Origin of the sequence: Streptomyces albofaciens JCM 4342, from assembly GCF_008634025.1 — a bacterium.
Lineage (GTDB): Bacteria > Actinomycetota > Actinomycetes > Streptomycetales > Streptomycetaceae > Streptomyces > Streptomyces albofaciens.
Genome location: NZ_PDCM01000002.1, coordinates 3,158,375 through 3,178,549, shown reverse-complemented (window position 1 = coordinate 3,178,549; position 20,175 = coordinate 3,158,375). Strand labels below are relative to the sequence as shown.

The 20,175-nt window shown below is 67.3% G+C and carries 23 protein-coding genes; 13 read left to right on the top strand and 10 right to left on the bottom strand.

Annotated elements, in window-relative coordinates; translation table 11 throughout:
- Window positions 1-7 precede the first annotated feature (7 nt).
- Entirely contained in the window at window positions 8-1,375 is a 1,368-nt protein-coding gene (gene aroA / locus CP973_RS33685) for a 3-phosphoshikimate 1-carboxyvinyltransferase (protein WP_150247591.1), read from the bottom strand.
- A 190-nt stretch (window positions 1,376-1,565) separates the two neighbouring features.
- Window positions 1,566-2,279, bottom strand: coding sequence for a M50 family metallopeptidase (locus CP973_RS33680; protein WP_003983259.1), 714 nt, complete (start codon window positions 2,277-2,279; stop codon window positions 1,566-1,568).
- A 329-nt stretch (window positions 2,280-2,608) separates the two neighbouring features.
- Between CP973_RS33680 and CP973_RS33675 the strand changes: the two genes are divergently transcribed.
- From CP973_RS33675 to CP973_RS33650, 5 genes are all read left to right on the top strand, one after another.
- A complete protein-coding gene (locus tag CP973_RS33675; RefSeq protein ID WP_073758361.1) occupies window positions 2,609-2,815 on the top strand; it encodes a hypothetical protein in 207 nt (68 codons plus the stop codon).
- A complete protein-coding gene (locus tag CP973_RS33670; RefSeq protein ID WP_150247589.1) occupies window positions 2,796-3,314 on the top strand; it encodes a DUF6879 family protein in 519 nt (172 codons plus the stop codon). The genes CP973_RS33675 and CP973_RS33670 overlap by 20 nt, the downstream gene beginning before the upstream one ends.
- Window positions 3,311-4,141 (top strand): helix-turn-helix domain-containing protein, encoded by an 831-nt coding sequence (locus tag CP973_RS33665; protein WP_150247587.1) that lies wholly within the window; start codon window positions 3,311-3,313, stop codon window positions 4,139-4,141. Before CP973_RS33670 ends, CP973_RS33665 begins: the two co-directional genes overlap by 4 nt.
- A gap of 387 nt (window positions 4,142-4,528) precedes the next feature.
- Window positions 4,529-4,759, top strand: coding sequence for a DUF397 domain-containing protein (locus CP973_RS33655; RefSeq protein ID WP_150247582.1), 231 nt, complete (start codon window positions 4,529-4,531; stop codon window positions 4,757-4,759).
- An 80-nt stretch (window positions 4,760-4,839) separates the two neighbouring features.
- Window positions 4,840-5,325 (top strand): hypothetical protein, encoded by a 486-nt coding sequence (locus tag CP973_RS33650; RefSeq protein WP_150247580.1) that lies wholly within the window; start codon window positions 4,840-4,842, stop codon window positions 5,323-5,325.
- 275 nt (window positions 5,326-5,600) lie between these two features.
- On the opposite strand, the gene CP973_RS33645 is transcribed toward CP973_RS33650, so the two are convergent.
- The 5 genes from CP973_RS33645 to CP973_RS33625 form a co-directional block, all read right to left on the bottom strand.
- A complete protein-coding gene (locus CP973_RS33645; protein ID WP_150247578.1) occupies window positions 5,601-5,933 on the bottom strand; it encodes a hypothetical protein in 333 nt (110 codons plus the stop codon).
- Window positions 5,934-6,504: 571 nt separating this feature from the next.
- The gene (locus CP973_RS33640) at window positions 6,505-7,404 is read right to left on the bottom strand and encodes a major capsid protein (RefSeq protein WP_167538561.1); all 900 of its coding nucleotides are present in this window, start codon (window positions 7,402-7,404) and stop codon (window positions 6,505-6,507) included.
- A 69-nt stretch (window positions 7,405-7,473) separates the two neighbouring features.
- Window positions 7,474-7,800, bottom strand: a complete 327-nt coding sequence (locus CP973_RS33635) for a helix-turn-helix domain-containing protein (RefSeq protein ID WP_167538560.1) — start codon at window positions 7,798-7,800, stop codon at window positions 7,474-7,476.
- A 455-nt stretch (window positions 7,801-8,255) separates the two neighbouring features.
- Window positions 8,256-8,963, bottom strand: a complete 708-nt coding sequence (locus CP973_RS33630; RefSeq protein WP_150247572.1) for a hypothetical protein — start codon at window positions 8,961-8,963, stop codon at window positions 8,256-8,258.
- 69 nt (window positions 8,964-9,032) lie between these two features.
- Window positions 9,033-9,203 carry a helix-turn-helix domain-containing protein gene (locus CP973_RS33625; RefSeq protein WP_244410178.1) on the bottom strand — a complete coding sequence of 57 codons (171 nt, stop codon included), beginning with the start codon at window positions 9,201-9,203 and terminating at the stop codon, window positions 9,033-9,035.
- A 113-nt stretch (window positions 9,204-9,316) separates the two neighbouring features.
- Here CP973_RS33625 and CP973_RS33620 point away from each other — a divergent pair, with 113 nt between their 5' ends.
- From CP973_RS33620 to CP973_RS33605, 4 genes are all read left to right on the top strand, one after another.
- Window positions 9,317-9,874, top strand: coding sequence for a hypothetical protein (locus tag CP973_RS33620; protein ID WP_150247570.1), 558 nt, complete (start codon window positions 9,317-9,319; stop codon window positions 9,872-9,874).
- A 6-nt stretch (window positions 9,875-9,880) separates the two neighbouring features.
- Window positions 9,881-11,047 carry a tyrosine-type recombinase/integrase gene (locus CP973_RS33615; protein WP_150247568.1) on the top strand — a complete coding sequence of 389 codons (1,167 nt, stop codon included), beginning with the start codon at window positions 9,881-9,883 and terminating at the stop codon, window positions 11,045-11,047.
- A gap of 35 nt (window positions 11,048-11,082) precedes the next feature.
- Complete coding sequence (locus CP973_RS33610; protein WP_150247567.1) at window positions 11,083-11,901, top strand: SOS response-associated peptidase; 819 nt, start codon at window positions 11,083-11,085, stop codon at window positions 11,899-11,901.
- Window positions 11,902-12,055: 154 nt separating this feature from the next.
- Window positions 12,056-12,682, top strand: coding sequence for an alpha/beta hydrolase family protein (locus CP973_RS33605; protein WP_150247566.1), 627 nt, complete (start codon window positions 12,056-12,058; stop codon window positions 12,680-12,682).
- 30 nt (window positions 12,683-12,712) lie between these two features.
- Here the strand turns inward: CP973_RS33605 and CP973_RS33600 are convergent, their stop codons facing one another.
- Window positions 12,713-13,306, bottom strand: a complete 594-nt coding sequence (locus tag CP973_RS33600) for a helix-turn-helix domain-containing protein (protein ID WP_150247565.1) — start codon at window positions 13,304-13,306, stop codon at window positions 12,713-12,715.
- Window positions 13,307-13,650: 344 nt separating this feature from the next.
- Here CP973_RS33600 and CP973_RS33595 point away from each other — a divergent pair, with 344 nt between their 5' ends.
- The 4 genes from CP973_RS33595 to def all read left to right on the top strand — a co-directional run bounded on the left by CP973_RS33595 (window position 13,651) and on the right by def (window position 17,015).
- Window positions 13,651-14,349 (top strand): sigma-70 family RNA polymerase sigma factor, encoded by a 699-nt coding sequence (locus CP973_RS33595; protein ID WP_208853423.1) that lies wholly within the window; start codon window positions 13,651-13,653, stop codon window positions 14,347-14,349.
- On the top strand, window positions 14,346-14,753 hold the full coding sequence (gene rsrA, locus CP973_RS33590; protein ID WP_150247564.1) for a mycothiol system anti-sigma-R factor: 408 nt from the start codon (window positions 14,346-14,348) through the stop codon (window positions 14,751-14,753). The genes CP973_RS33595 and rsrA overlap by 4 nt, the downstream gene beginning before the upstream one ends.
- Window positions 14,754-15,317: 564 nt before the next feature.
- Window positions 15,318-16,304, top strand: coding sequence for a tetratricopeptide repeat protein (locus CP973_RS33585; RefSeq protein WP_030370727.1), 987 nt, complete (start codon window positions 15,318-15,320; stop codon window positions 16,302-16,304).
- 69 nt (window positions 16,305-16,373) lie between these two features.
- Window positions 16,374-17,015, top strand: a complete 642-nt coding sequence (gene def / locus CP973_RS33580; RefSeq protein WP_150247563.1) for a peptide deformylase — start codon at window positions 16,374-16,376, stop codon at window positions 17,013-17,015.
- Between the two features lie 24 nt (window positions 17,016-17,039).
- Here the strand turns inward: def and CP973_RS33575 are convergent, their stop codons facing one another.
- Together CP973_RS33575 and CP973_RS33570 are read right to left on the bottom strand one after the other, a co-directional pair.
- Window positions 17,040-18,950: a transglycosylase domain-containing protein gene (locus CP973_RS33575; RefSeq protein ID WP_150247562.1), complete on the bottom strand. Its 1,911-nt coding sequence runs from the start codon at window positions 18,948-18,950 to the stop codon at window positions 17,040-17,042.
- Between the two features lie 158 nt (window positions 18,951-19,108).
- Window positions 19,109-20,173 carry a ribonucleotide-diphosphate reductase subunit beta gene (locus CP973_RS33570; protein ID WP_150247561.1) on the bottom strand — a complete coding sequence of 355 codons (1,065 nt, stop codon included), beginning with the start codon at window positions 20,171-20,173 and terminating at the stop codon, window positions 19,109-19,111.
- Window positions 20,174-20,175 lie beyond the last annotated feature (2 nt).

Genomic DNA, 20,175 nt, shown 5'->3' with positions numbered 1-20,175 from the left:
ACGGGCCTCAGCCTCTCCGGGCGGGGGCCGCCGCCTCGCCGAGCATCCCGGTCCACAGGGCGGGGAAGTCGGGGAGCGTCTTGGCGGTGGTCGCCACGTTCTCGACCTGTACGCCCGGCACGGCCAGCCCGATGACCGCGGCGGCGGTGGCCAGCCGGTGGTCCTCGTACGTGTGGAAGATGCCGCCGTGCAGCGCGCGCGGCCGGATGTGCAGGCCGTCCTCGGTCTCCGTGACGTCGCCGCCCAGCTCGTTGATCTCCTTGGTGAGCGCCGCCAGCCGGTCGGTCTCGTGGAGCCGCAGGTGGGCGACGCCGCGCAGGGTGGACGGGGAGTCGGCGAGGGCGGCCACCGCGGCGATGCCCGGGGTCAGCTCGCCGACCTCGCCCAGGTCGACGTCGATGCCGTGGATGCGGCCGCTGCCGGTGAAGGTCAGCCCCTGCTCGGTCAGCTCGCAGGAACCGCCCATGTCGGTGAAGATCTCGCGCAGCGCGTCACCGGGCTGGGTGGTGCGCTCGGGCCAGTCGGGGATGGTCACCCGGCCGCCGGTGACCAGCGCCGCCGCGAGGAACGGCTGGGCGTTGGACAGGTCCGGCTCGACGATCAGGTCGCGGCCCAGCAGGGCGCCGGGGGTGACCCGCCAGACGTTCGGCTCACCGCCCGACTCGGGGGTGTCCACCTGCGCGCCGACGCTGCGCAGCATGTCGACGGTCATCCGGATGTGCGGCATCGAAGGCAGCGCCGCGCCGACGTGCCGTACCTCGACGCCCTGGTTGAAGCGCGGCGCCGACAGCAGCAGCGCGCTGACGAACTGCGACGAGGAGGAGGCGTCGATCTCCACGGCGCCGCCCTCCAGCGCGCCGCCGCCGAACACGGTCATCGGCAGCGCGCCGCGGCCGTCGTCGTCGATCCGGGCGCCGAGCGAGCGCAGCGCGTTGATCACGCCGTCGAGCGGGCGCTCGTAGGAGCGCGGGTCGCCGTCGAAGCGGATGGGGCCGTCGGCGAGGGCCGCGACCGGGGGGAGGAAGCGCATGACCGTGCCGGCGTTGCCGACGTCGACGGTGGCCGGGCCGTGCAGTCCGGCGGGGATCACCCGCCAGGCCTCGCCGCCACCGCCGTCCGCGCCGGCCGCCGAGGCGGCGCTGGAGGGGGCGGTCTCCTCGATGCCGACGCCCATCGTGCGCAGCGCCTCGGCCATCAGCAGGGTGTCCCGGGAGCGCAGCGGACGGCGCAGCCAGCCGGGTTCGGAGGACAGGGCGGCGAGGACGAGGCCACGGTTGGTGACCGATTTGGAGCCGGGCACGGTGACGGTCGCGTCGACCGCCCCGGCAGCTACGGGGGCGGGCCAGAGGGCGGATTGCACGGGGCTCTCGGTCATGCCCTTCACTTTAATGGCTCGACCGGTGTGCAGATCTTGATCAAAAGCGGCGCAACCTGCGGGAAACACGGCACTGATAGTGCGGGCGGGGTCACTGTGCGGAGCCGCGCTCCCGGCGGTGCGCTCCGGAGCGCGCCCGGCGGACGCCGGTGCGCGGGCCGTGCCGGCGCGGACGTGCGACCGTACGGGCTCAGACGTCCAGCAGCCAGCGCCCGCCGCCCGCCAGCGAGCACAGCGTCACCACGTGGAAGAGGCCCAGCCAGACGGCCGCCGGTACACGGGTGAGCCGGGCCAGCTGGTCGGGGTCGGAGTCCCCGGCCCGGCCGCGGCGCCGCTTGCCCTGGAGCTCGAAGGGCGGCCGTACGCCGCCCAGCAGCAGGAACCAGACGACCGCGTACGCGAACGCCGCCTGCACCTCCGGAGCGGTCAGCCAGGAGACGAGGAAGAAGGCGGCGCCGGCCAGCACGACGGTCAGCACGCCGTACGCGTTGCGGATCATCAGCAGCATCGCGGCGAGCAGCGCGGTGGCGCCCCACAGCAGCGCCGTGATGTGCCCGGAGGCCAGCAGCCAGGCGCCGAGGAGCCCGAGCAGCGACGGTGTGACGTAGCCCGCGGCGGCGGTGAGGATCATGCCGAGGCCGGTCGGCTTGCCGCGCGAGACCGTCAGCCCCGAGGTGTCGGAGTGCAGCCGGATGCCGGACAGCCGGCGCCCGCTGAGCAGCGCGACCAGGCCGTGCCCGCCCTCGTGGGCGATGGTGATGGCGTTGCGGGACAGCCGCCAGGCGCGGTACGGGGTGATCACGGCCAGCGCGACCACCGCCGTGACGACGACGAGCCAGGGCGGCGGGTCGGGCTGGATGCCGAAAACCCTGTCCCATACGTCGGTGATATGACCGGTGTCCATCTCTCCCCTTGGTCTGGCGTGGCACTGTGGCATGCATGTGCGGACGGTATGGAAGCCGCGCAGCTAACACGACTCCCCTGTGACACCAAACCCGCAGGTCACAGGCTTAGAGCCCCGGTTCGTTCCGGGGCTCTTTGCGTACCCGTGCTGACTCCGTGCTGGGTCTGGTGGAGTCCGTTTCGGAGTGGTTGGGGGCACTGCGATGGTGTCGTGCTGACCAAGACGCTCTGCCGGGGAGCGCGGTTTCCTGTTCTCTCAACTGGCACACCTTGACCCCCTGTCACGCGCTCGGGAGCATCGGACACACAACCTCACACCAGGGGGAAGACATGCCCGCTAGGCGACTCGTCGGCGAATGCGAGGGCGGCACCTGCGCCACCCTGTACGCCGTTGACGGCACCGGTGACTTACTCGTCCAGGGGTACAACACCAGCGAGGCGGAGACGGCCGGAATCGACGTTCCGGCGGGGGAATCCGTAGTCCGCATCCCCGCCCACATCATCGAGAGGTACGCCCGTGAATATCTCAACGGATGAGTTCGGAAAACTCTTCACCACCTTCGAGCGGGAAGCGTTCCGGCTGGAAACGCTGGACGATTACAGCGGTTCATCCAACCCGGAAATGATCCGTGCTTTCCTCGCCGGTGACCCTCAGCCTGCCGAGTACAATCAGCAGTGGGTTGACGACGTGCGCGCACACACTGAAGCGGGCAAGCGGATCTATCGCGTCCACGTGGTCTCGCGACCGCTCACGGATTATCTCCGCTTCGAACTCGGATGGGGTTACGTCAAAAATCAGACGGCAGGGGAAGAGTTCTTCATTCTCGACACCACCGACCAGGAGAACCCGGTTTCCGGCGTACCGGATTTCTGGATGTTCGACGAATCTCAGGTCGCCTCGATGAACTACGTTGAGAATGGGAAGTTCCTCGGGGCTGAACTACAGTCCGACGCATCCGAATGGCACGGAATTCGGGATGTCGCGATGCGACATTCCGTGCCGTTCTCCGACTGGTGGGCACAGCACGGCGAGTGAACAACGTTGACATCGGGCAGGCGCTGCGGGAACTACGAGAGGCCAGCGGGAAGCAGGCCAAAGTCGTGGCCCGTGGCGCTGCCATGTCACCAAGCAAACTCAGCAAGATTGAGAACGGGGCCCTTGCACCTAGCGTCATCGACGCAGAACGCATCCTGACGGCCTTGGACGTTTCCGGGGAGATGAAGGCCCGGCTCGTGGAGATTGCCCGGCAGGTAGCCACAGAAGCCACTGCGTGGCGTATCTACCGACGCTCGGGACTCCACAAGCACCAGGAAGAGATCAGGGCCATTGAGGCCAGCACCACGCTACTCAGGCTATTTCAGCCGTCTTGCGTTCCCGGGCTACTCCAGACCCCCGAATATGTGAGGGGAATCCTCAAAGACTGGGATCTTACCGAGGAAGCACTGGAGAAGATGGTCGGCGCTCGACTCAAGCGGCACGATGTGTTGCACGACGAGGGGCGAAGCTTCCATTTTCTGATTACCGAATCAGTGCTCCGCTGGGAGATCATCGGGGCGCGGCCGATGGCAATGCAGCTAGACAAGATCATCAGCATGTCGAGATTCCCTAACATCAACATCGGCGTGATCCCACAACGGGGAGCCAAGCCAGGATTGCCTACATCGGCATTCGTTCTTTTCGATACCCGGCTAGCCACCATCGAAGTCCCACACGCTGAGATCACCACCACCGAAATTCCAGATATCGAACTGTATTTGAACAAGTTCCGGAAATTCGAGCGAGTGGCTGTTACCGGCGACGGCATGCGGGACCTCGTGGCAGGCATTCGGAATGACTTCTTGAGGCAACAGGAAACGGACTAGAGGTTTCGCCTCTGCGGCCCGAGGATGTACCCATGCCGACCGAACCGAAGAACCACAGGCAGGGCATCCCACGGGGTTGGCGGATGGACCCGATCCCGAGCCGTAAGGCGTACCGGGATGATGAGGGGAACATTCGTGTCCCGATGTGGTTGACGAAGAACGGTCGGCACATGGCAGACACAGAAATGGTCCTGCTTCCGTCGGAGGCCGCTCTATTGGCCGAGAGTCTGACCAATGCCATGCGGGACGGTCCCAGGTCGATGCTGGACGAACTCTTTCGGGAGTCCGCGACGGCTCTTGCCCCTGGGGTTGTGTACGTGCAGAAGCCGGAGCAGTACCCGTTCTGAGCCTGCCCCTTCACTGATCTCCCCGCAGGAAGGCGCACCCATGTCCCGAACCGATCTCTACAGCCTGCCCATCGACGGAGCCACGTTCCTCAAGGCGTGCGGGGGTAACACGCACCCGGACGGCGAGTCCTGCGCGACCCTCGCGAAGATCGGCCCCGATGCGTGGGCGCTGGGCGACAGCAAGCGGCCCAGCGCGGAGCCGCTGAGGTTCACCACCGCCGAACTGGACGCGGCCGGTATCGACCCGGCCCGCTTCGGCCTCTCGGCCTGAACAGCCGCTCCCTGACCGGCGGCCTCCGTTCTCTGGGAAGGGCGGGGGCCGCCTTCAACTGCCCTGACGAGGACCACCAGTTGCACTACCACGGCTATCTGTGGACCGGCTCCAAAACACGGTTCGACGAGGAGGCTTTGCGGCGGCCTGCCCACCCTGACCCGCCCCCTGCTCCGGCCGGTGACGACGACACGGCAGGCAAGCGGCTCGTTGAACGCTATCGGCTGGTGAAGGCGGAGTTCCCCGTCGTGGACCTTCCTCCGCTGGAGACGGCCTATTGGCTCACCAAGCCCGGCAGGCTGGTACGGGGCACCTGGGACGAGCCGAAAGAGGCCGCACAATGGCTCGGGGACCAGCTCGCCGCGTACGCGCCCCGGTTCGCCTCCGAGACGGACCGCGACACGACGCGGCTGGCGGTACTGGTCAGCTCTGCTGCCGAACGGCTCTGCTGGGGCGGGGACGTGTCGCACGGCTTCTATCTCGAACGCCCCTCGTTCCTGTCTGTGGCTCTGGTGTGCTGTTCTCCGAACCAGGCCGAGCCGGAACTGATGTGTCCGCTGCGGTAGGCCCCTCAGCAAAGAGGCCAGGGCTCGTCACGGGCCGGGGCTATCGCTTCGCTACGGCCGCAGGCCCGGGGCCTGCCGAGCAGAATGACCGAGCGTCCACCCTCCCGACCATGGGGCTCAGCTTCCCTCACCCTCCGTGCTGGCCGGCGTGACGCTCGGTCCGCGCACGTGGGCCAGGTACTCGTCTGTCGTCATGCCGAGGTACCGCACGTACCGACGCATGGCAGCTTCTACGTGGTCGCGGTCGTCCTCGGGTTCTTCGACCCACTCCGCCACTATGCCGCCCCCAAGTCTCGACGCGAGGGCGTGTTCCTGACCCTCGGCGCCATCGTGGGCTTCTGCACCATTTTCAGCATTGCGTCAGCGAGTGCGCGCGATTGCCGCGCCTCGGCAATTCCCGGATGAAGAACAAACACGCCCCGACGGTTCCCGCCCTCGATCATGCGGCCCTGTTCCTTGACGAGTCGATCCATGCGTTCAGCCTGTGCCAAATGCTGCGCCGCTGATTCCACGTAGCGTTTCTCGAATCCGGATAGGCGAATTCCATCCGTCTCGTATTTGTCGAGTAGCTCAACCTCGATGCGCTGAGCGGGTGTCCTGCGGGCCATGCCGGCCGCCCTTCTGTGCGTTCTGAGTACGTTCCTGGAGTACGTCGCCAAAATGGGTTTTGCCGCTCTATAGAGCCTCCGACGCCACTCCCGAAGAGGGTTTCTGACCTGCGGCGTTTCGGAACCCCTATGACGCCTCGGTCAGGAAGAAAGTGTTCAGGGAGGCACCCCCACCCATCTCGCCTTGTTTTCTTTCAAATTTTTTCACGAAGCATTCAGTGAAACCGAAAAAGAATTACGCGAAATGAAACTCGATCAAAAGAAGCGAACGATTCAAACTCGACTGAATCTTTCACTCTGTGTCGATCAGTCCGTGTGCCTCACTCTGCCCGGTGCAACCTTGCCGCATATTCCATAGCGATCGATTCGCCTACTGCTCGGGCGGTGTATAGGTTGAACTCCTCTTCAATCGCTGGCGTGGTTGCGTCCGGCCCGAAGTACACATCCAAGATGGTTTTCTCCGGCTTCACTGCGCGACGGATAACGTCCTGCCTGTCAGGCCACATCGCTCACTCTTTCCTCTTGAATGAAGAAAGGGGGCCGCTCTCGGCGGCCCCCTTCTGTGCCTGGCTTAGGAAGCCTTCAGCTTCAAGCCGACCGAGCGCACGGAGTCAATCTCCGTGACGCCAATGAAGGTCTTGCAGACAGACCGCTCCTTGTCGGAGTCCGGGTTATAGGACATGTGCCACGTCATGGCGTAGCTCTGTCCGTGCTCGTCCTTCACGGACTTGCCGACCAGGCCCATAGGAACCGATGGGGCCTTAATGGCAACGGCATAGGCGTGACCGGTGTAGGCCAGTGCCCCCTTGATAAAGGGGGACATCACGACGTTGAAGCCGTACAGCTTCCCAATGGTGGCCTCTCGGAGTGCGTCGCCGGAATCACCGGCGTCCGCAACCTGGGAAAGGTTCGGGTCATCAAGAAGCACCTTCTTGATGTCCGGGTCCACCACAAGCCAACGAGCACCCCCGGTCGCACGGGCCTTGTCCAGAACGGCCCCGGCCGAAGTGATTGCGTTGCGCGGGGTGGCCGGATCGATGACGAGTGCCCCGTCAGTGGTGGTCGTGGTGTCGATCTTCTTCTGGAATTCGCTGGCAACCGTCTGCTCGATGTATTCGGCAAGGCCGACGGTCTGCGGCATCACCACCTGCGTGGTGAAGTCCTGGACATTTAGCGTCATGTCCTCTGCGGTGAGATCGACCGGGTTAGCCGCATAGGTGTCGAGCGTAAGGCTGACGGTCTGCTCGGTAATGCGCTGGGCAATCGCATCCATGGAGCCTTCGAACTTCTTCGGGGCTATGGACTTTGGCACACGGATACGCACGGTGGAACCGTGGCCGCCCTGAAAGTCGGCTTCGGCGTCACGGAACACGGTCTTACCGAGAACCAGTTCTGCCCCGAGCATGGCGACAGAAGCACCGGCCACCATGTTGGAAGTGGCAATGTCGTTGTTGTTGATGGCTTCACGCATGGAAGTCATTGGATTTCTCCTTTAGGGATTGGGGTGGTGCAGTGGGATACCTCCTGCTGCGGGGGTGGGTTAGGCGGCGCGACGCCGCATATCCACGAAGTGGCGTGCGTCAGCCTGTGAGGCGGACTTCAGCGTGCTGGAGCGCTCGGCCTCGGACCGCCGGTACTCGGCGGCCATTGCACGGCCCTCAACGGCGTTCTTCAGGTTCTCCACCACATCGGGAAAGGGAATGCGGAGAGCGTGAGCCAGCGCCACCACGTCGTACACGGACATCTGACTCTGGCCGGTGAGCCACCGGTAAACGGTGGACTCGGCACGGCCGCACCGGCTAGCCGTCTGCGCATAGGTCAGGTTCAGCTCATTGCGGCGCTTCTGGAAGGCGGACAGGTTGACCATGGAATAGGTCTCCTTTCGTGTCATCTTCTGGATGATCGAAGATGGTGGGCAAATAAAAAGCAGGACCCCCGCCGGGTCTGGATCGGATCGTCAGCAGCGGGAATCCTGCGAGTGCTCAGAGCGGGATTCGAACCCGCCGACCTCTACCGCCAACCACCACCGGTTTCGGTCTCGTCCTGACTGAGCTTGGCCCGGCGCTTCGCAGCGAGCGGGCAAAGGGAGAAGGACGGAGTAACTAACCCTCACTTCTATAGAGGTGTTACATCAGCGCTTTCGTAACACCCTCCACTTATATAGAGGTGCCGCAAGGTCACTTGTGCGGCACGAAGCCGGAAAAAAAATTTCTCTCCCACATAGATAGAGTGGGTTCAAACGCCATTCCGAACCACCGCCTCTGGAACTCGGGACTTTAGTCCCGAGGCCGGCGTGGACCAAGGTCCCTACCACTGTGGTGGTCACCAGGGGGGAGTATCCCGGTGTGGGCAACTAGGCCCGTGGGTGATTGTCCCGCAACACACCAGGTTGCGGGGAACCCTAGGTGAGGCAGGAATAGCAGTCTTGCCCGAGCCTGACGGCTCGGAGCGCAGCGCAGAGCTGGCAGGCGAGGCTATGGACATTGAGGGCCGGTTTTCACGGCCCTCAGCAGGATGAGAGTAGGTCTCATCTCCACCACGTTCACGACCTTCCGGGTCGTGAGTTACTGAGTCCTGAGATTTAGAGTCCCGGGTCTGGAGTCCCGGGATCTGAGTACCGGGTACTGAGTTGTGAGTTAGTTCCCCCATGGGGGAAGCTCCGGGGTGTGTCTGCACCTTCCTGGTACTCATCGACAGTTCCTCGTACTGCTCGTGGAGCCTTGCGGGCACGAGTAGCGACACCTCGAACGCTCGCCCCTTCTTGCCCCACACGTGAAGATATCCGGCGTCCTGCATCACCTCGCGTACGGCGCCGAACTTGTGGTTGTTTCCGGCGTAGCCTGCCTGCTTGGCAATCGTCGAGTCGGCAACGAAGGTCTTGCCGGTCGCATTGTTCAAATGGGCGAGAACGCCGAGCACGTATTCCATGCCGTTCCGACCAATGTCTAGGTCGCCCTCCGTGCGCTGGTCCCGGATCATCTCCAGGTACAGCCATTTGTTCCCCTTAGCGGGATTGAACACATGAAGCATGTTTCTCCTGTCACGAGAAAGGCCCCGGCTTCTTGGGCCGGGGCCTAGTGGTGGTTTCCTGTCAGTTGTTCATGCGTCTGCCTGTAGGTCAATCCATCGATCAAGGTCATTGGGGCGGCATCGGAGTTTCTGCCCGATCTTCTTGAACGGAATCTGCTCGCGCTTCCAGTTGTCGTACAACCAGTGCTTCGGCACGTTCAGGGCCTCGGCCACGTCGTCAATGGTCATCAGCTTCGTCAAATGCTTCTCCTCTGTGCTGACCGGCGGGGCCCTCGCCCCATCTCTCACACTACGCCGCGTCAACCCTGTCTGGCAAACCTAGGTGTGACAACCCCGTGTGGTAAGGTGTGGGTATGACGGATCACATCGAGATCACGCAGGACATCGGGCCGTGGCGCGTACTGCTGTGCTGGGCCGCTGACGCAGACCCGGCCAGCGGCCCCACCCGGGTGCTGATCACCCCGCGCCCAGACGCTGACCCTGCCGACACGCAAGGCGGCGTGGCTTCCACGGTGCTGCGACAGATCGACTTCAAGAAGGCAGGCGAGCAGTTCCGTTCCGTGAGGCCGACCAGCACGGAGCGTGAGATCGGGCAGGACCCTGAAGGAGAGGGCTTGCGCTGGCTGCTGAACTCCGAGGGGGTCTCAGACGCGTATCTGGCTTTCCTGGCCGAGTCCTACGTACGGGCTGTCTCTCAGGCCGTCCCCAACGTCACCGCACACCTTGCCGCACTGGCCCACAAGCGGCCCGAGACGATCCGGGGCCACCTGAAAGAGGCCCGGAAACGGGACCTGCTGACCACGGTGCCAGGCAAGGCCGGAGGGCGGCTCACACCCAAGGCGGCGGAGATCGTCACAGGCGACTATCTCGACAAAGTGACTGATTACCTCATGAACCAAGAAAGCAACTAACCTCACGTGGCAACGACCTTCCAGAAGTGCAAGACCGACAAGAAGCACAAGGAGTACCCCTGCACGCAGAGCCGCTGTAAGCACGCCTGGACGGTTCGGTATCGCGAGCCTGGTGGCCGTGCCGGTAGGCAGCGCGAGAAGTCGTTCCCGACCCAGAAGGCGGCCAACGACTACGGCGTGAAGATGGAGAATGACAAGCGGGAAGGGGTCTACCTCGACCCCAAGCGCGGGGCCGTTCCCGTCCGAACCTACGCAGAGAAGTGGATGGGGCGTCAGCACATGGCGCCCAACACAGAGGGCACTTACGACCGTGCGTTTCGGCTCCACATCTTCCCCGCTCTGGGGAACCGCCTGCTGTCGTCCCTGCGGGCCGCAGACATCGAAGAACTGGGCCGGTCTATGACCGTGGGCGGTCTGTCTGCCAATTCTGTGGACGCCTACATGACGCCCCTGCGGGCGGTCTGCAAAGCGGCTGTCATCAACGGCGACATTGCCCGGAGCCCGTTCATCGGGGCCAAGCTCCCCAAGCTCCCCAGTAAGGCCGTGGACGAGACGCTGTTGCCGTCCGGTCAGCAGGTGCAGGACATCGCGGATGAGTTCCGCCGTGACTGGGCCCTGTCCGTGTGGATCATGGCTGCTCTCGGTCTGCGTACCGGCGAAATGCTCGCGCTGCGGGAAGGTGACTTCCTGAGCGACCGCGTACGGGTCCGCAGGCAGGTGACGCGAGGAAAGAAGGGGCAAGGTCCCCTGATCGGCCCTCTCAAGCACCGGCAGGTAGGTGATTGGCGGGACATTCCCCTGCCGACCCACCTTCGGGAGGGCGTAGCGGCGCACGTCGCCGCTTACGGCACCGGACCGAACGGAGAGCTGTTCCAGACGCTCACAGGGACGCTGGTGGCCACCACGGACTACTCGACGGCGTTCCGGAAGGTCATCAAGACGCTCGGGTTCGACTGGTCGCCTCACGACCTCCGGCACTGGTTCGCCTCGACGGCGCTCAGCAGCGGTCTGCCATTGTTGGACGTGTCCAGGTGGCTCGGACACAAGTCCATCAACGAGACGGCCGACACGTACGGCCACCTCACGCCGGACTCGACCGGACGAGCCATCACGGTCATGGATGTGGCGATTACCCAGCACCGTGCTGACTTGGTGCTGACTACGGCGGCCTGACTCGGGGAATCCGCAGGTCAGAGGGGTGGATCTAGATGTGCGGACGGTATGCAGCGAGTCGCAGCCCCGAGGATCTGGTGGGGCTCTTCGAGGTCGAGAAGTGGGAACCGGAGGAGACCCTGGCGCCCGACTGGAACGTCGCCCCGACGAAGAACGTCCACGCGGTGCTCGAACGTCCCCTGAAAGACGCGGAAGACCGCCGTCCGGTTCGCCAGCTGCGGAGACTGACCTGGGGACTGGTCCCGTCCTGGGCGAAATCGCCCGATGTCGGGGTGAAGATGATCAACGCCCGGGCGGAGACGGTGCACGAGAAGCCGTCGTTCAAGCGGGCGTTCGCGGCCCGCCGCTGCCTGCTGCCCGGCGACGGCTACTACGAGTGGGTCACCGCGGCAGCCGAACGGCAGCTGGAGGAGCAGGGCAAGCGCAAGCGCCCGCGCAAGCAGCCGTACTTCGTCACACCGGCGGACGGGCAGGTGATGGCGCTGGCCGGGCTGTACGAGTTCTGGCGCGACCGTACGCTGCCCGACGACCACCCGCAGGCGTGGTGGGTGACCTGCACGGTCGTCACCACCGAGGCCGAGGCCACCCCGCTGGCGAACGCGGACGGCGGCGCGGGCCCGCAGGCGCTCGCCGACATCCACCCGCGGATGCCGCTGGTCCTGACGCCCGACAAGTGGGACGCCTGGCTCGACCCGGCCCGTACGGACGTGGACGACCTGCTGCCGCTGCTCGCGCCGCCGCCCGCCGGGCTGATGCGCGCCTACCCGGTGTCGTCCGACGTGAGCAACGTCCGCAACAACGGGCCCGAGCTGGTCAAGGAGCTGCCTGCGCCGGAGGAGGAGACGCTGTTCTGACGCGGGCCTTTTCTGACGCGGGCCTTTTCTGACGCGGGCCTTTTCTGACGCGGGCCTTTTCCGACGCGCCTTCTGACGCGTGCCCTTTGACGCGCGCCCTTTCCGACGCGCGCCCCGGAGCCGGTCCGCGGGGCCGGGGCGGCAGGATGAGGGTGTGAGCGAAACAGTGGAGACACCCGTGGGTGAGGCGCGCGTCACCTGGCACCCGGCGGAGGACGCGCGGGCCGTCCTCGCGGTCGGCCATGGCGCGGGCGGCGGCATCGAGGCCCGGGACCTGCGCGCGCTGGCCGCCGCGCTGCCCGCGCGCGGCTACACCGTCGCGCTGGTCGAGCAGCCGTGGCGGGTCGCCGGCAAGAAGCTCGCGCCGGCCCCCAGGACGCTGGACACCGCGTGGACCGCGCTGTGGCCCGCCCTGGAGAAGCCGGGGCTGCCGGTGGTCGCGGGCGGGCGCAGCGCGGGGGCGCGGGTGGCCTGCCGTACGGCGCGCGGTCTGGGCGCGCGCGCCGTACTGGCGCTGAGCTTCCCGCTGCACCCGCCGGGCAAGCCGGAGAAGTCGCGCGCGGACGAACTGACCGGGGCCGGGCTGCCGACGCTGGTGGTGCAGGGCGGCCGTGACCCGTTCGGGCGGCCGTCGGAGTTCCCGGCGGGCACCCGCGTGGTCGAGGTGCCGCACGGGGACCACGGGTTCGCCGTACCGAAGAAGGCGGACCTCGACGAGCCGGCGGCGATGGTCCTGCTCACGGACGCGGTGGGGGAGTGGCTGGACGGCCTCTTCGCCTGAACCGCGGCCGGCCCGTCGGACGTGCGCCGCTCAGTCGTCGTCCTGCCTGGAGCGCGGCTTGGCGCGTACATGCATCCGCTCGCCCTGCCGCCCGAAGAGGCTGAGGATCTCCACCGGCTTGTCGTCCGCCGGGCCGAACCAGTGCGGCAGCCGGGTGTCGAACTCCGCGGCCTCGCCGGAGCGCAGCACCACGTCCCGGTCCGAGAGCAGCAGCCGCAGTCGCCCGGAGAGCACGTACAGCCACTCGTAGCCCTCGTGGGTGCGCTGTTCGGGGGTGCCCGGCACCGGGTCGATGACCATCTTGTACGCCTGGAGGCCGCCGGGCTGCCGGGTCAGCGGCACGAACGTCATGTGCTTGCGGCGCTGCGGCACCGCGCGTACCCGCGGATCGCCCACCTCGGGCGCGCCGACCAGCTCGTCCAGCGGCACCTGATGGGCCTGGGCGAGCGGCAGCAGCAGTTCCAGGGTGGCCTTGCGCCCGCCCGACTCCAGGCGCGAGAGGGTGCTCACCGAGATGCCCGTCGTTTCCGAGAGCGCGGCGAGTGTCACCCCTCTCTCCTGCCGTAGCCGCCGCAGCCGCGGCCCCACGTCCGTGAGCACCCGTTCGTACGCCTTGTCGTCCATGTCTTCATTGCCGAACCGGCAAGCGCTTTTGTCAAGGGCTCGGGGGTGTTCCGGTGGCGCCCGGACATCCGCGTGACCATGCTCACGTCCCGCGCGCACGGTGCGGGAATGACGTGCGGGGCGCGGCTGTTGTGCGGGTTGCAGGACGTTGAAGGAATCTTCGAAGAATGGGAGCCCGCCGCATGGGAATCGCTTGCCCAGCCCGCCCGCAGGCCGCTGACCTGCAGTGGACACAGCTGCGCGGCGCCCAGACCGCCATGGCTGGAGCGGCGGCGGTACCGGATCGTCGTCTATTCTCCGATTCGAGCGGGTCAGCATCCGGACCCGTCACGGTGTTGGAGGAGGTGGGTCCGGTCACCGGTACCGACGCAGGGACCGACGGCACGGCGGAGGGACACGCCGGCAACGGGACGCGGGAGACGGACGCCGAGCGCAACGCGCGCTTCGAGCGGGACGCGCTCACCTTCCTGGACCAGATGTATTCGGCCGCGCTGCGCATGACGCGCAACCCGGCCGATGCGGAGGACCTGGTTCAGGAGACGTATGCAAAGGCGTATGCGTCCTTCCACCAGTTCCGTGAGGGAACGAACCTCAAGGCGTGGCTGTACCGCATCCTCACGAACACCTTCATCAACTCCTACCGCAAGAAGCAGCGCGAACCCCAGCGCAGCGCCGCCGAGGAGATCGAGGACTGGCAGCTGGCGCGCGCCGAGTCGCACATGTCGACCGGGCTGCGCTCCGCCGAGTCGCAGGCGCTGGACCATCTGCCGGACTCCGACGTGAAGGCCGCCCTTCAGGCCATTCCGGAGGAATTCCGCATCGCGGTCTATCTCGCGGACGTCGAGGGCTTTGCGTACAAGGAGATCGCCGACATCATGGGTACACCCATCGGCACGGTGATGTCCCGTCTGCACCGCGGCCGGCGCCAACTGCGCGGCATGCTGGAGGATTACGCCCGTGAGCGTGGGCTGGTCCCCGCCGGCGCGGGCGCTGCGACCGGGCAGTCGTCGCAGCCGCACGATCGGAAAGGCTCGGGATCATGAGCTGCGGAGAGCCGCACGAGAAGGACTGCTCAGAGGTCCTCGACCATCTGTACGAGTATCTCGACCGTGAGATGCCGGCCGGTGAATGCGAGAAGTTCCAGGAGCACTTCGACGAGTGCTCGCCCTGCCTGGAGAAGTACGGGCTGGAGCAGGCCGTCAAGAAGCTCGTCAAGCGCTGCTGCGGCCATGACGACGTGCCGACCGATCTGCGGTCGAAGGTCATGGGCCGGATCGACCTGATCCGCGCGGGCGAGGCGGTGCCCGAGCAGAGCGTGCTGGAGCAGGCGAAGCAGGAACAGGCGGAGGCCCGCGCCGCCGCGGCGGCCAAGGCCTCCGAGCAGGCCGCCGGGCCCGGCCCGGACGGCACGCTCGACGCGCGCGGCGAGACCGCGCGGGCCGAATAACGCGGCGTATCACCCGAAGGGGTGAGGGGCGGGGCGTTTCGTCCCGCCCGATCTTCACGCTTTTCCCGCCCGCCGGGCGCCAACTCCCGCACGGCGCTTCGGCGTTCCCGAACACCTCATTGCCGAACGCCGTTCCGGCTCCTGCCGGACAGCGCATCTCGCGCGCCCCCCGGAGCGGGGCAGCACGCGCGGTTCCCGGGGCCGCTTCCGATGTACGGCCCGGCCGCGTCGCCGACAGCCGTCCCGTGGCACAACTCGTGCGGACGTTCGTGTCGCACGCCCCACCCAGACCGCCACAAACACCCGCGCAAGGTCATGGAACCGATGGGTAATGAGCGGCCCCGGAGATGGGCATGGTTGGATGCGAAGGAACCCCCACGAACGGGGATTCAGGGGGTCGGCGAAAGGCAAGGAGCCGATGAGGGGGTCGGTGGCGGGCCGCGGCCGGCGCGGCAACCGGGCTGAGCCCGGCGGCAATCTGTGGCAGGTTGTCGAGTGGGCCCTCGAACGGCCCCCGGCCTCCGTCCGGGGCGGCATCCAGGAAGCAACCAGCAGGCGGGAATCGTGAGGATCTTCGGCAAGGTACGGCACCGGCCCTCCGCCTCGTGGCGACAGGCGACCGACCGCGCTTTCACGCTGATCGGTGACGGCCGTTACGAGGACGCGGGCGCGCTGCTGACCCGGGCCGCGGACATGGAGCCGTGGCTGTCGGAGTCCTGGTTCAACCTCGCGCTGCTGCACAAGTTCCGGCACGACTGGGAGCAGGCGCGCGCCGCCGGACTGCGCGCGGTCGCCCTGCTGGACCGCGAGGCCGGGGCCCCCGACTGGTGGAACGTGGGCATCGCCGCCACCGCCCTCCAGGACTGGCCGCTGGCCCGGCGCGCCTGGCAGGCGTACGGCCTCAAGGTCCCCGGCGAGGGCTCGCCGTCCGCGGAGCCGGTCGGCATGGAGCTGGGCAGCGCCGCCGTGCGCCTGTCGCCCGAGGGCGAGGCCGAGGTGGTCTGGGGCCGCCGGCTGGACCCGGCCCGCATCGAAGTGCTCTCCATCCCGCTGCCGTCCTCCGGGCGGCGCTGGGGCGAGGTCGTGCTGCACGACGGCGTCCCGAACGGCGAGCGCACCACCGCCGCCGGACCGTCCTTCCCGGTGTTCGACGAGATCGAGCTCTGGGCGCCCTCCCCGGTACCGACCTGGGTGGTGCTCCTGGAGGCCGCCACGGAGGCCGACCGGGACGCCCTGGAGCGCCTGGCCGCCGACGCGGGCTTTGCCGCCGAGGACTGGTCGTCCTCCGTCCGCCTGCTGTGCCGTACGTGCTCCGAGAGCCGGATGCCCAGCGACGAGGGCGAGGGCGAGCACCTGGACCCGCACGACCACAGCGAACCGGGCCACCCGGGGCCGCTGGGCCACCGCACCGCGGGCTCCGGCTCGCTGTGGGTGCCGGAGCGCGAGTGCGGCATCGCGGCGCCCGCCGGTCTGGTGCGCGGCCTGCTGGACGGCTGGGTCGCGGACAGCCCGGACACCCGGGAGTGGCGTGATCTTGAAGAGGTCTGCTGAGGGCCGCCGGGGCGCCCCGTAGGCTGGTGGGCGAAGAATTTCGGGTTTCCAGGAAGGCGTACGGCGGAGATGGCGCAACAGCCTGTTTTTGACCACAACGAGGAGCGGGCGGCGGAGGGCTTCGTCGACGACGTCACCGGCGCGGACGAGCGGGAGAAGGCGCACCGCGAGCGCGGTACGTCCCGTCCGATCACCGTCGTCGGCAACCCGGTGCTGCACAAGGAGTGCAAGGACGTCACCGAGTTCGACGACGGGCTGGCCCGGCTCATCGACGACATGTTCGCCAGCCAGCGCACGGCCGAGGGCGTGGGCCTGGCCGCCAACCAGATCGGCGTGGACCTGAAGGTCTTCGTGTACGACTGCCTGGACGACGAGGGCGTACGCCACGTCGGCGCGGTCTGCAACCCGGTCCTGGAGGACCTGCCGGTCGAGCGGCGGGTGCTGGACGACTCCAACGAGGGCTGCCTGTCCGTGCCCGGCGCGTACGCGGAGCTGGCCCGCCCCGACTACGCGGTGGTCCGCGGCCAGGACGCCGAGGGCAACCCGATCAAGGTCGCGGGCACCGGCTACTTCGCGCGCTGCCTCCAGCACGAGACCGACCACCTGTACGGCTACCTGTACATCGACCGGCTCTCCAAGCGCGACCGCAAGGACGCGCTGAAGCAGATGGCCGAGCGCGAGCCGCGGTACCCGGTCGTCGCCAACGACTGAGCCCCGGCCCGGCCCGGCCGCCGCTCACTTCCCGGCGTACGCCGCCCAGATCCGGGGCGGTATGCCGTTGCCGAACCGCGGGTCGCCGCCCACGCCCTCCATCGGCAGCAGCCGCGGCGCCCCGGGCTCGGCGCGGAAGACGGTGACGGCGGTGGTCAGCCCGCCGCCGCCGGTGCCGTCGTTGCCGATGAACCACGCCGACCGCATACGGTCCCGCGGACCGGTGCCGCCCGCCCAGACACCGCGCGGCAGCTTCGCCGCGGTCTCCGGGGGCAGCGTCTTCCCGGCGTACGCCTGGAGCGCCTGCTTGATGACGAGCGCCGCCTCCGGCGCCAGCACGCGGCGCGGCGCCGGCCGCGCGAGGCCCGGCAACGGCCGGCCGTCGTGCTCCACCCTGGTCACCGAGTACGGCTCGGTCCGGCTGCCGTCGTTGCCGAAGAGCGAGTACGCGCCGGCCAGCCGGATCGCGCTGGGCGTGGAGGTGCCGAGCGGGAACGTACGCTCCAGGCGCGCCAGGCTCGCCTTGTGCAGGCCCGCCTCGATCGCCAGGTCGCGCACCTTCTCCAGGCCCAGGCGCCGCCCGGCGGCGACGAACGGCGGATGGGCGGAGGTCACCAGACCCTCGTACAGGTCCGGCGGCACGACGCCCCGCACGGTGGCCACGCCCGGAGCGGGTGCGTCCGCGGGCGCGGCGGCTTCCCGCTCGGGCGTCTCGGTACTTTCGGGCGCGGGGTCGCGGAGGGCGGCGGCCAGCACGAACGGCTTGAAGGCCGAGCCGGCCGGTACGCCCGCGGTGTCCGCGTTGTTCGCGAAGTGCCGCGTCGCGTCCGGGCCGCCGTAGAGCGCGACGACCGCGCCGTCCCGGGGCCGCACCGACGCGGCACCGAATTCCACGTGCGTGTCGGCGGCCCGCTTCTTCGGATCGATACCGCGGCGCTGCTCGTCCTCCACCGCTTTCGCCAGCCGGGCCACCCGGTCCTTCTCGAAGGTGGTGTGGATGCGGTAGCCGCCGCGCGCGAGATCGCGGTCGGTCAGGCCGGTACGGCTTTTGAGGTACTTCTTCGCGGCGTCGACGAGATAGCCGGTCTGGCCCTTCTGACTGGTCGGGGTGACGGGTGTGCGCGGCTCGGGGAACCGGGTGTACCGGGCGCGCTCCTCCCGGCTCATCATCCCGGTCTCCACCTCGCGGTCCAGAATCCACTTCCAACGCGCCACCGCACGCCGGTGATTGGCCTCGCTCAGTGCCGGGTCGTACTGTTCGGCACCTTTGAGCAGCGCGGCCAGCGCCGCACCCTGACTGGGATCCAGGTCCTTGGCCGGAATGCCGTAGTACGCGTTCGCGGCGGCCTGGATGCCGAACGAATGCCGCCCGAAATAACTGGTGTTGAGATACCCCTGAAGGATCTCCGTCTTGGACTTGCGGTTGTCCAGCTTCAGCGCGATGAAGAATTCCTTCACCTTGCGCTTGAGCGTCTGGTCCTGCGAGAGATAGGTGTTCTTCACATACTGCTGGGTGATGGTCGAGCCGCCCTGTGCGTCCTGGCCCTGGGCCATGTTCACCGCGGCCCGCGCGATACCGGAGAGCGAGACCCCGGAATCGGAGTAGAAACTCGCGTTCTCGGCCGCGATCACGGCGTGTTCCACCGGGTCGGGCACCTGGCCGAGGCTCACGTTCTGCCGGTTGACGGCGCCCTCGGTCACCATCTGGCTGCCGTCCGCCCAGTAATAGACGGTGGCTTCCTGGCGCGCGGCGGCGTTCTCGTCCGGGATGTCGACCTGGGCGTACACGACGGCGAAGAGCCCGGCGAGACCGGCCGCGCCGACGGCCGAAACGCCGAGCTGCTGTCTCCAGGACGGCAGCCACCGGCGCCAGCCGCTGCGGCCCCGGCGGGGATAGTCGACGAACCGCTTTCCCGTTTGCTCGCTGCCCTTCATGTAACGGGAGAGCAGACGTGCCGGAGCAGGGTTGCCGTCGTCCGCCCGTTGTCATCGACTCATCAAATCCGGTCCGGATTCGTCGGACATAAAGAAACGGACGGTGCCGGTCCGCACGCGCGGGACCGGCACCGTCCGACTGCTCGGGACGCGTCGGATCAGAACTCGTCGTCGAAGGAGACCGAGCCCTCGACGGCGACCTGGTAGGCCGAGGCGCGCCGCTCGAAGAAGTTGGTCAGCTCCTGCACGTTCTGCAGCTCCATGAACGAGAACGGGTTCTCCGAGCCGTACACCGGCGCGAAGCCCAGGCGCTGGAGGCGCTGGTCCGCCACGCACTGGAGGTATGCGCGCATCGACTCGGTGTTCATGCCCGGCAGCCCGTCGCCGCACAGGTCCCGGCCGAACTGCAGCTCCGCCTCGACGGCCTCCTTGAGCATGTCGGTGACCTGGCGCTCCAGCTCGTCGTCGAAGAGGTCCGGCTCCTCCTCGCGCACCGTGTCCACGACCGAGAACGCGAAGTTCATGTGCATGGTCTCGTCGCGGAAGACCCAGTTGGTGCCGGTGGCCAGTCCGTGCAGCAGGCCGCGCGAGCGGAACCAGTACACGTAGGCGAAGGCGCCGTAGAAGAACAGGCCCTCGATGCAGGCCGCGAAGCAGATCAGGTTCAGCAGGAAACGGCGGCGGTCGGCCTTCGACTCCAGACGGTCGATGGACTCCACCGAATCCATCCACTTGAAGCAGAACTCGGCCTTCTCCCGGATGGAGGGGATGTTCTCCACCGCGGCGAACGCGGCGGCGCGGTCGTCCGGGTCGGGCAGATAGGTGTCCAGCAGCGTCAGATAGAACTGGACGTGCACGGCCTCCTCGAACAGCTGCCGGCTCAGGTAGAGCCGCGCCTCGGGGGAGTTGATGTGCTTGTAGAGCGTCAGCACGAGGTTGTTCGCCACGATCGAGTCACCGGTCGCGAAGAACGCCACCAGTCGTCCGATCAGGTGCTGCTCGCCCGGCGAGAGCTTGGCGAGGTCGGCGACGTCGGAGTGGAGGTCGACCTCCTCCACCGTCCAGGTGTTCTTGATCGCGTCGCGGTAGCGCTCGTAGAAGTCCGGGTAGCGCATCGGACGCAGGGTCAGCTCGAAGCCCGGGTCGAGCAGGTTCTTCTTGCCGGTGGTGGCGGTGTGCGAGGCGGCGGCGGACGTCTCGGTCTTCTCAGGGGTGGTGGTCATGG

Coding starts and splice junctions, on each gene's coding strand:
- aroA (WP_150247591.1), bottom strand. CDS start 1,375: ATGACCGAGAGCCCCGTGCAATCCGCCCTCTGGCCCGCCCCCGTAGCT.
- CP973_RS33680 (WP_003983259.1), bottom strand. CDS start 2,279: ATGGACACCGGTCATATCACCGACGTATGGGACAGGGTTTTCGGCATC.
- CP973_RS33675 (WP_073758361.1), top strand. CDS start 2,609: ATGCCCGCTAGGCGACTCGTCGGCGAATGCGAGGGCGGCACCTGCGCC.
- CP973_RS33655 (WP_150247582.1), top strand. CDS start 4,529: ATGTCCCGAACCGATCTCTACAGCCTGCCCATCGACGGAGCCACGTTC.
- CP973_RS33645 (WP_150247578.1), bottom strand. CDS start 5,933: ATGGCCCGCAGGACACCCGCTCAGCGCATCGAGGTTGAGCTACTCGAC.
- CP973_RS33640 (WP_167538561.1), bottom strand. CDS start 7,404: ATGCGTGAAGCCATCAACAACAACGACATTGCCACTTCCAACATGGTG.
- CP973_RS33635 (WP_167538560.1), bottom strand. CDS start 7,800: ATGGTCAACCTGTCCGCCTTCCAGAAGCGCCGCAATGAGCTGAACCTG.
- CP973_RS33630 (WP_150247572.1), bottom strand. CDS start 8,963: ATGCTTCATGTGTTCAATCCCGCTAAGGGGAACAAATGGCTGTACCTG.
- CP973_RS33620 (WP_150247570.1), top strand. CDS start 9,317: ATGACGGATCACATCGAGATCACGCAGGACATCGGGCCGTGGCGCGTA.
- CP973_RS33610 (WP_150247567.1), top strand. CDS start 11,083: ATGTGCGGACGGTATGCAGCGAGTCGCAGCCCCGAGGATCTGGTGGGG.
- CP973_RS33600 (WP_150247565.1), bottom strand. CDS start 13,306: ATGGACGACAAGGCGTACGAACGGGTGCTCACGGACGTGGGGCCGCGG.
- rsrA (WP_150247564.1), top strand. CDS start 14,346: ATGAGCTGCGGAGAGCCGCACGAGAAGGACTGCTCAGAGGTCCTCGAC.
- def (WP_150247563.1), top strand. CDS start 16,374: ATGGCGCAACAGCCTGTTTTTGACCACAACGAGGAGCGGGCGGCGGAG.
- CP973_RS33575 (WP_150247562.1), bottom strand. CDS start 18,950: ATGAAGGGCAGCGAGCAAACGGGAAAGCGGTTCGTCGACTATCCCCGC.
- CP973_RS33570 (WP_150247561.1), bottom strand. CDS start 20,173: ATGACCACCACCCCTGAGAAGACCGAGACGTCCGCCGCCGCCTCGCAC.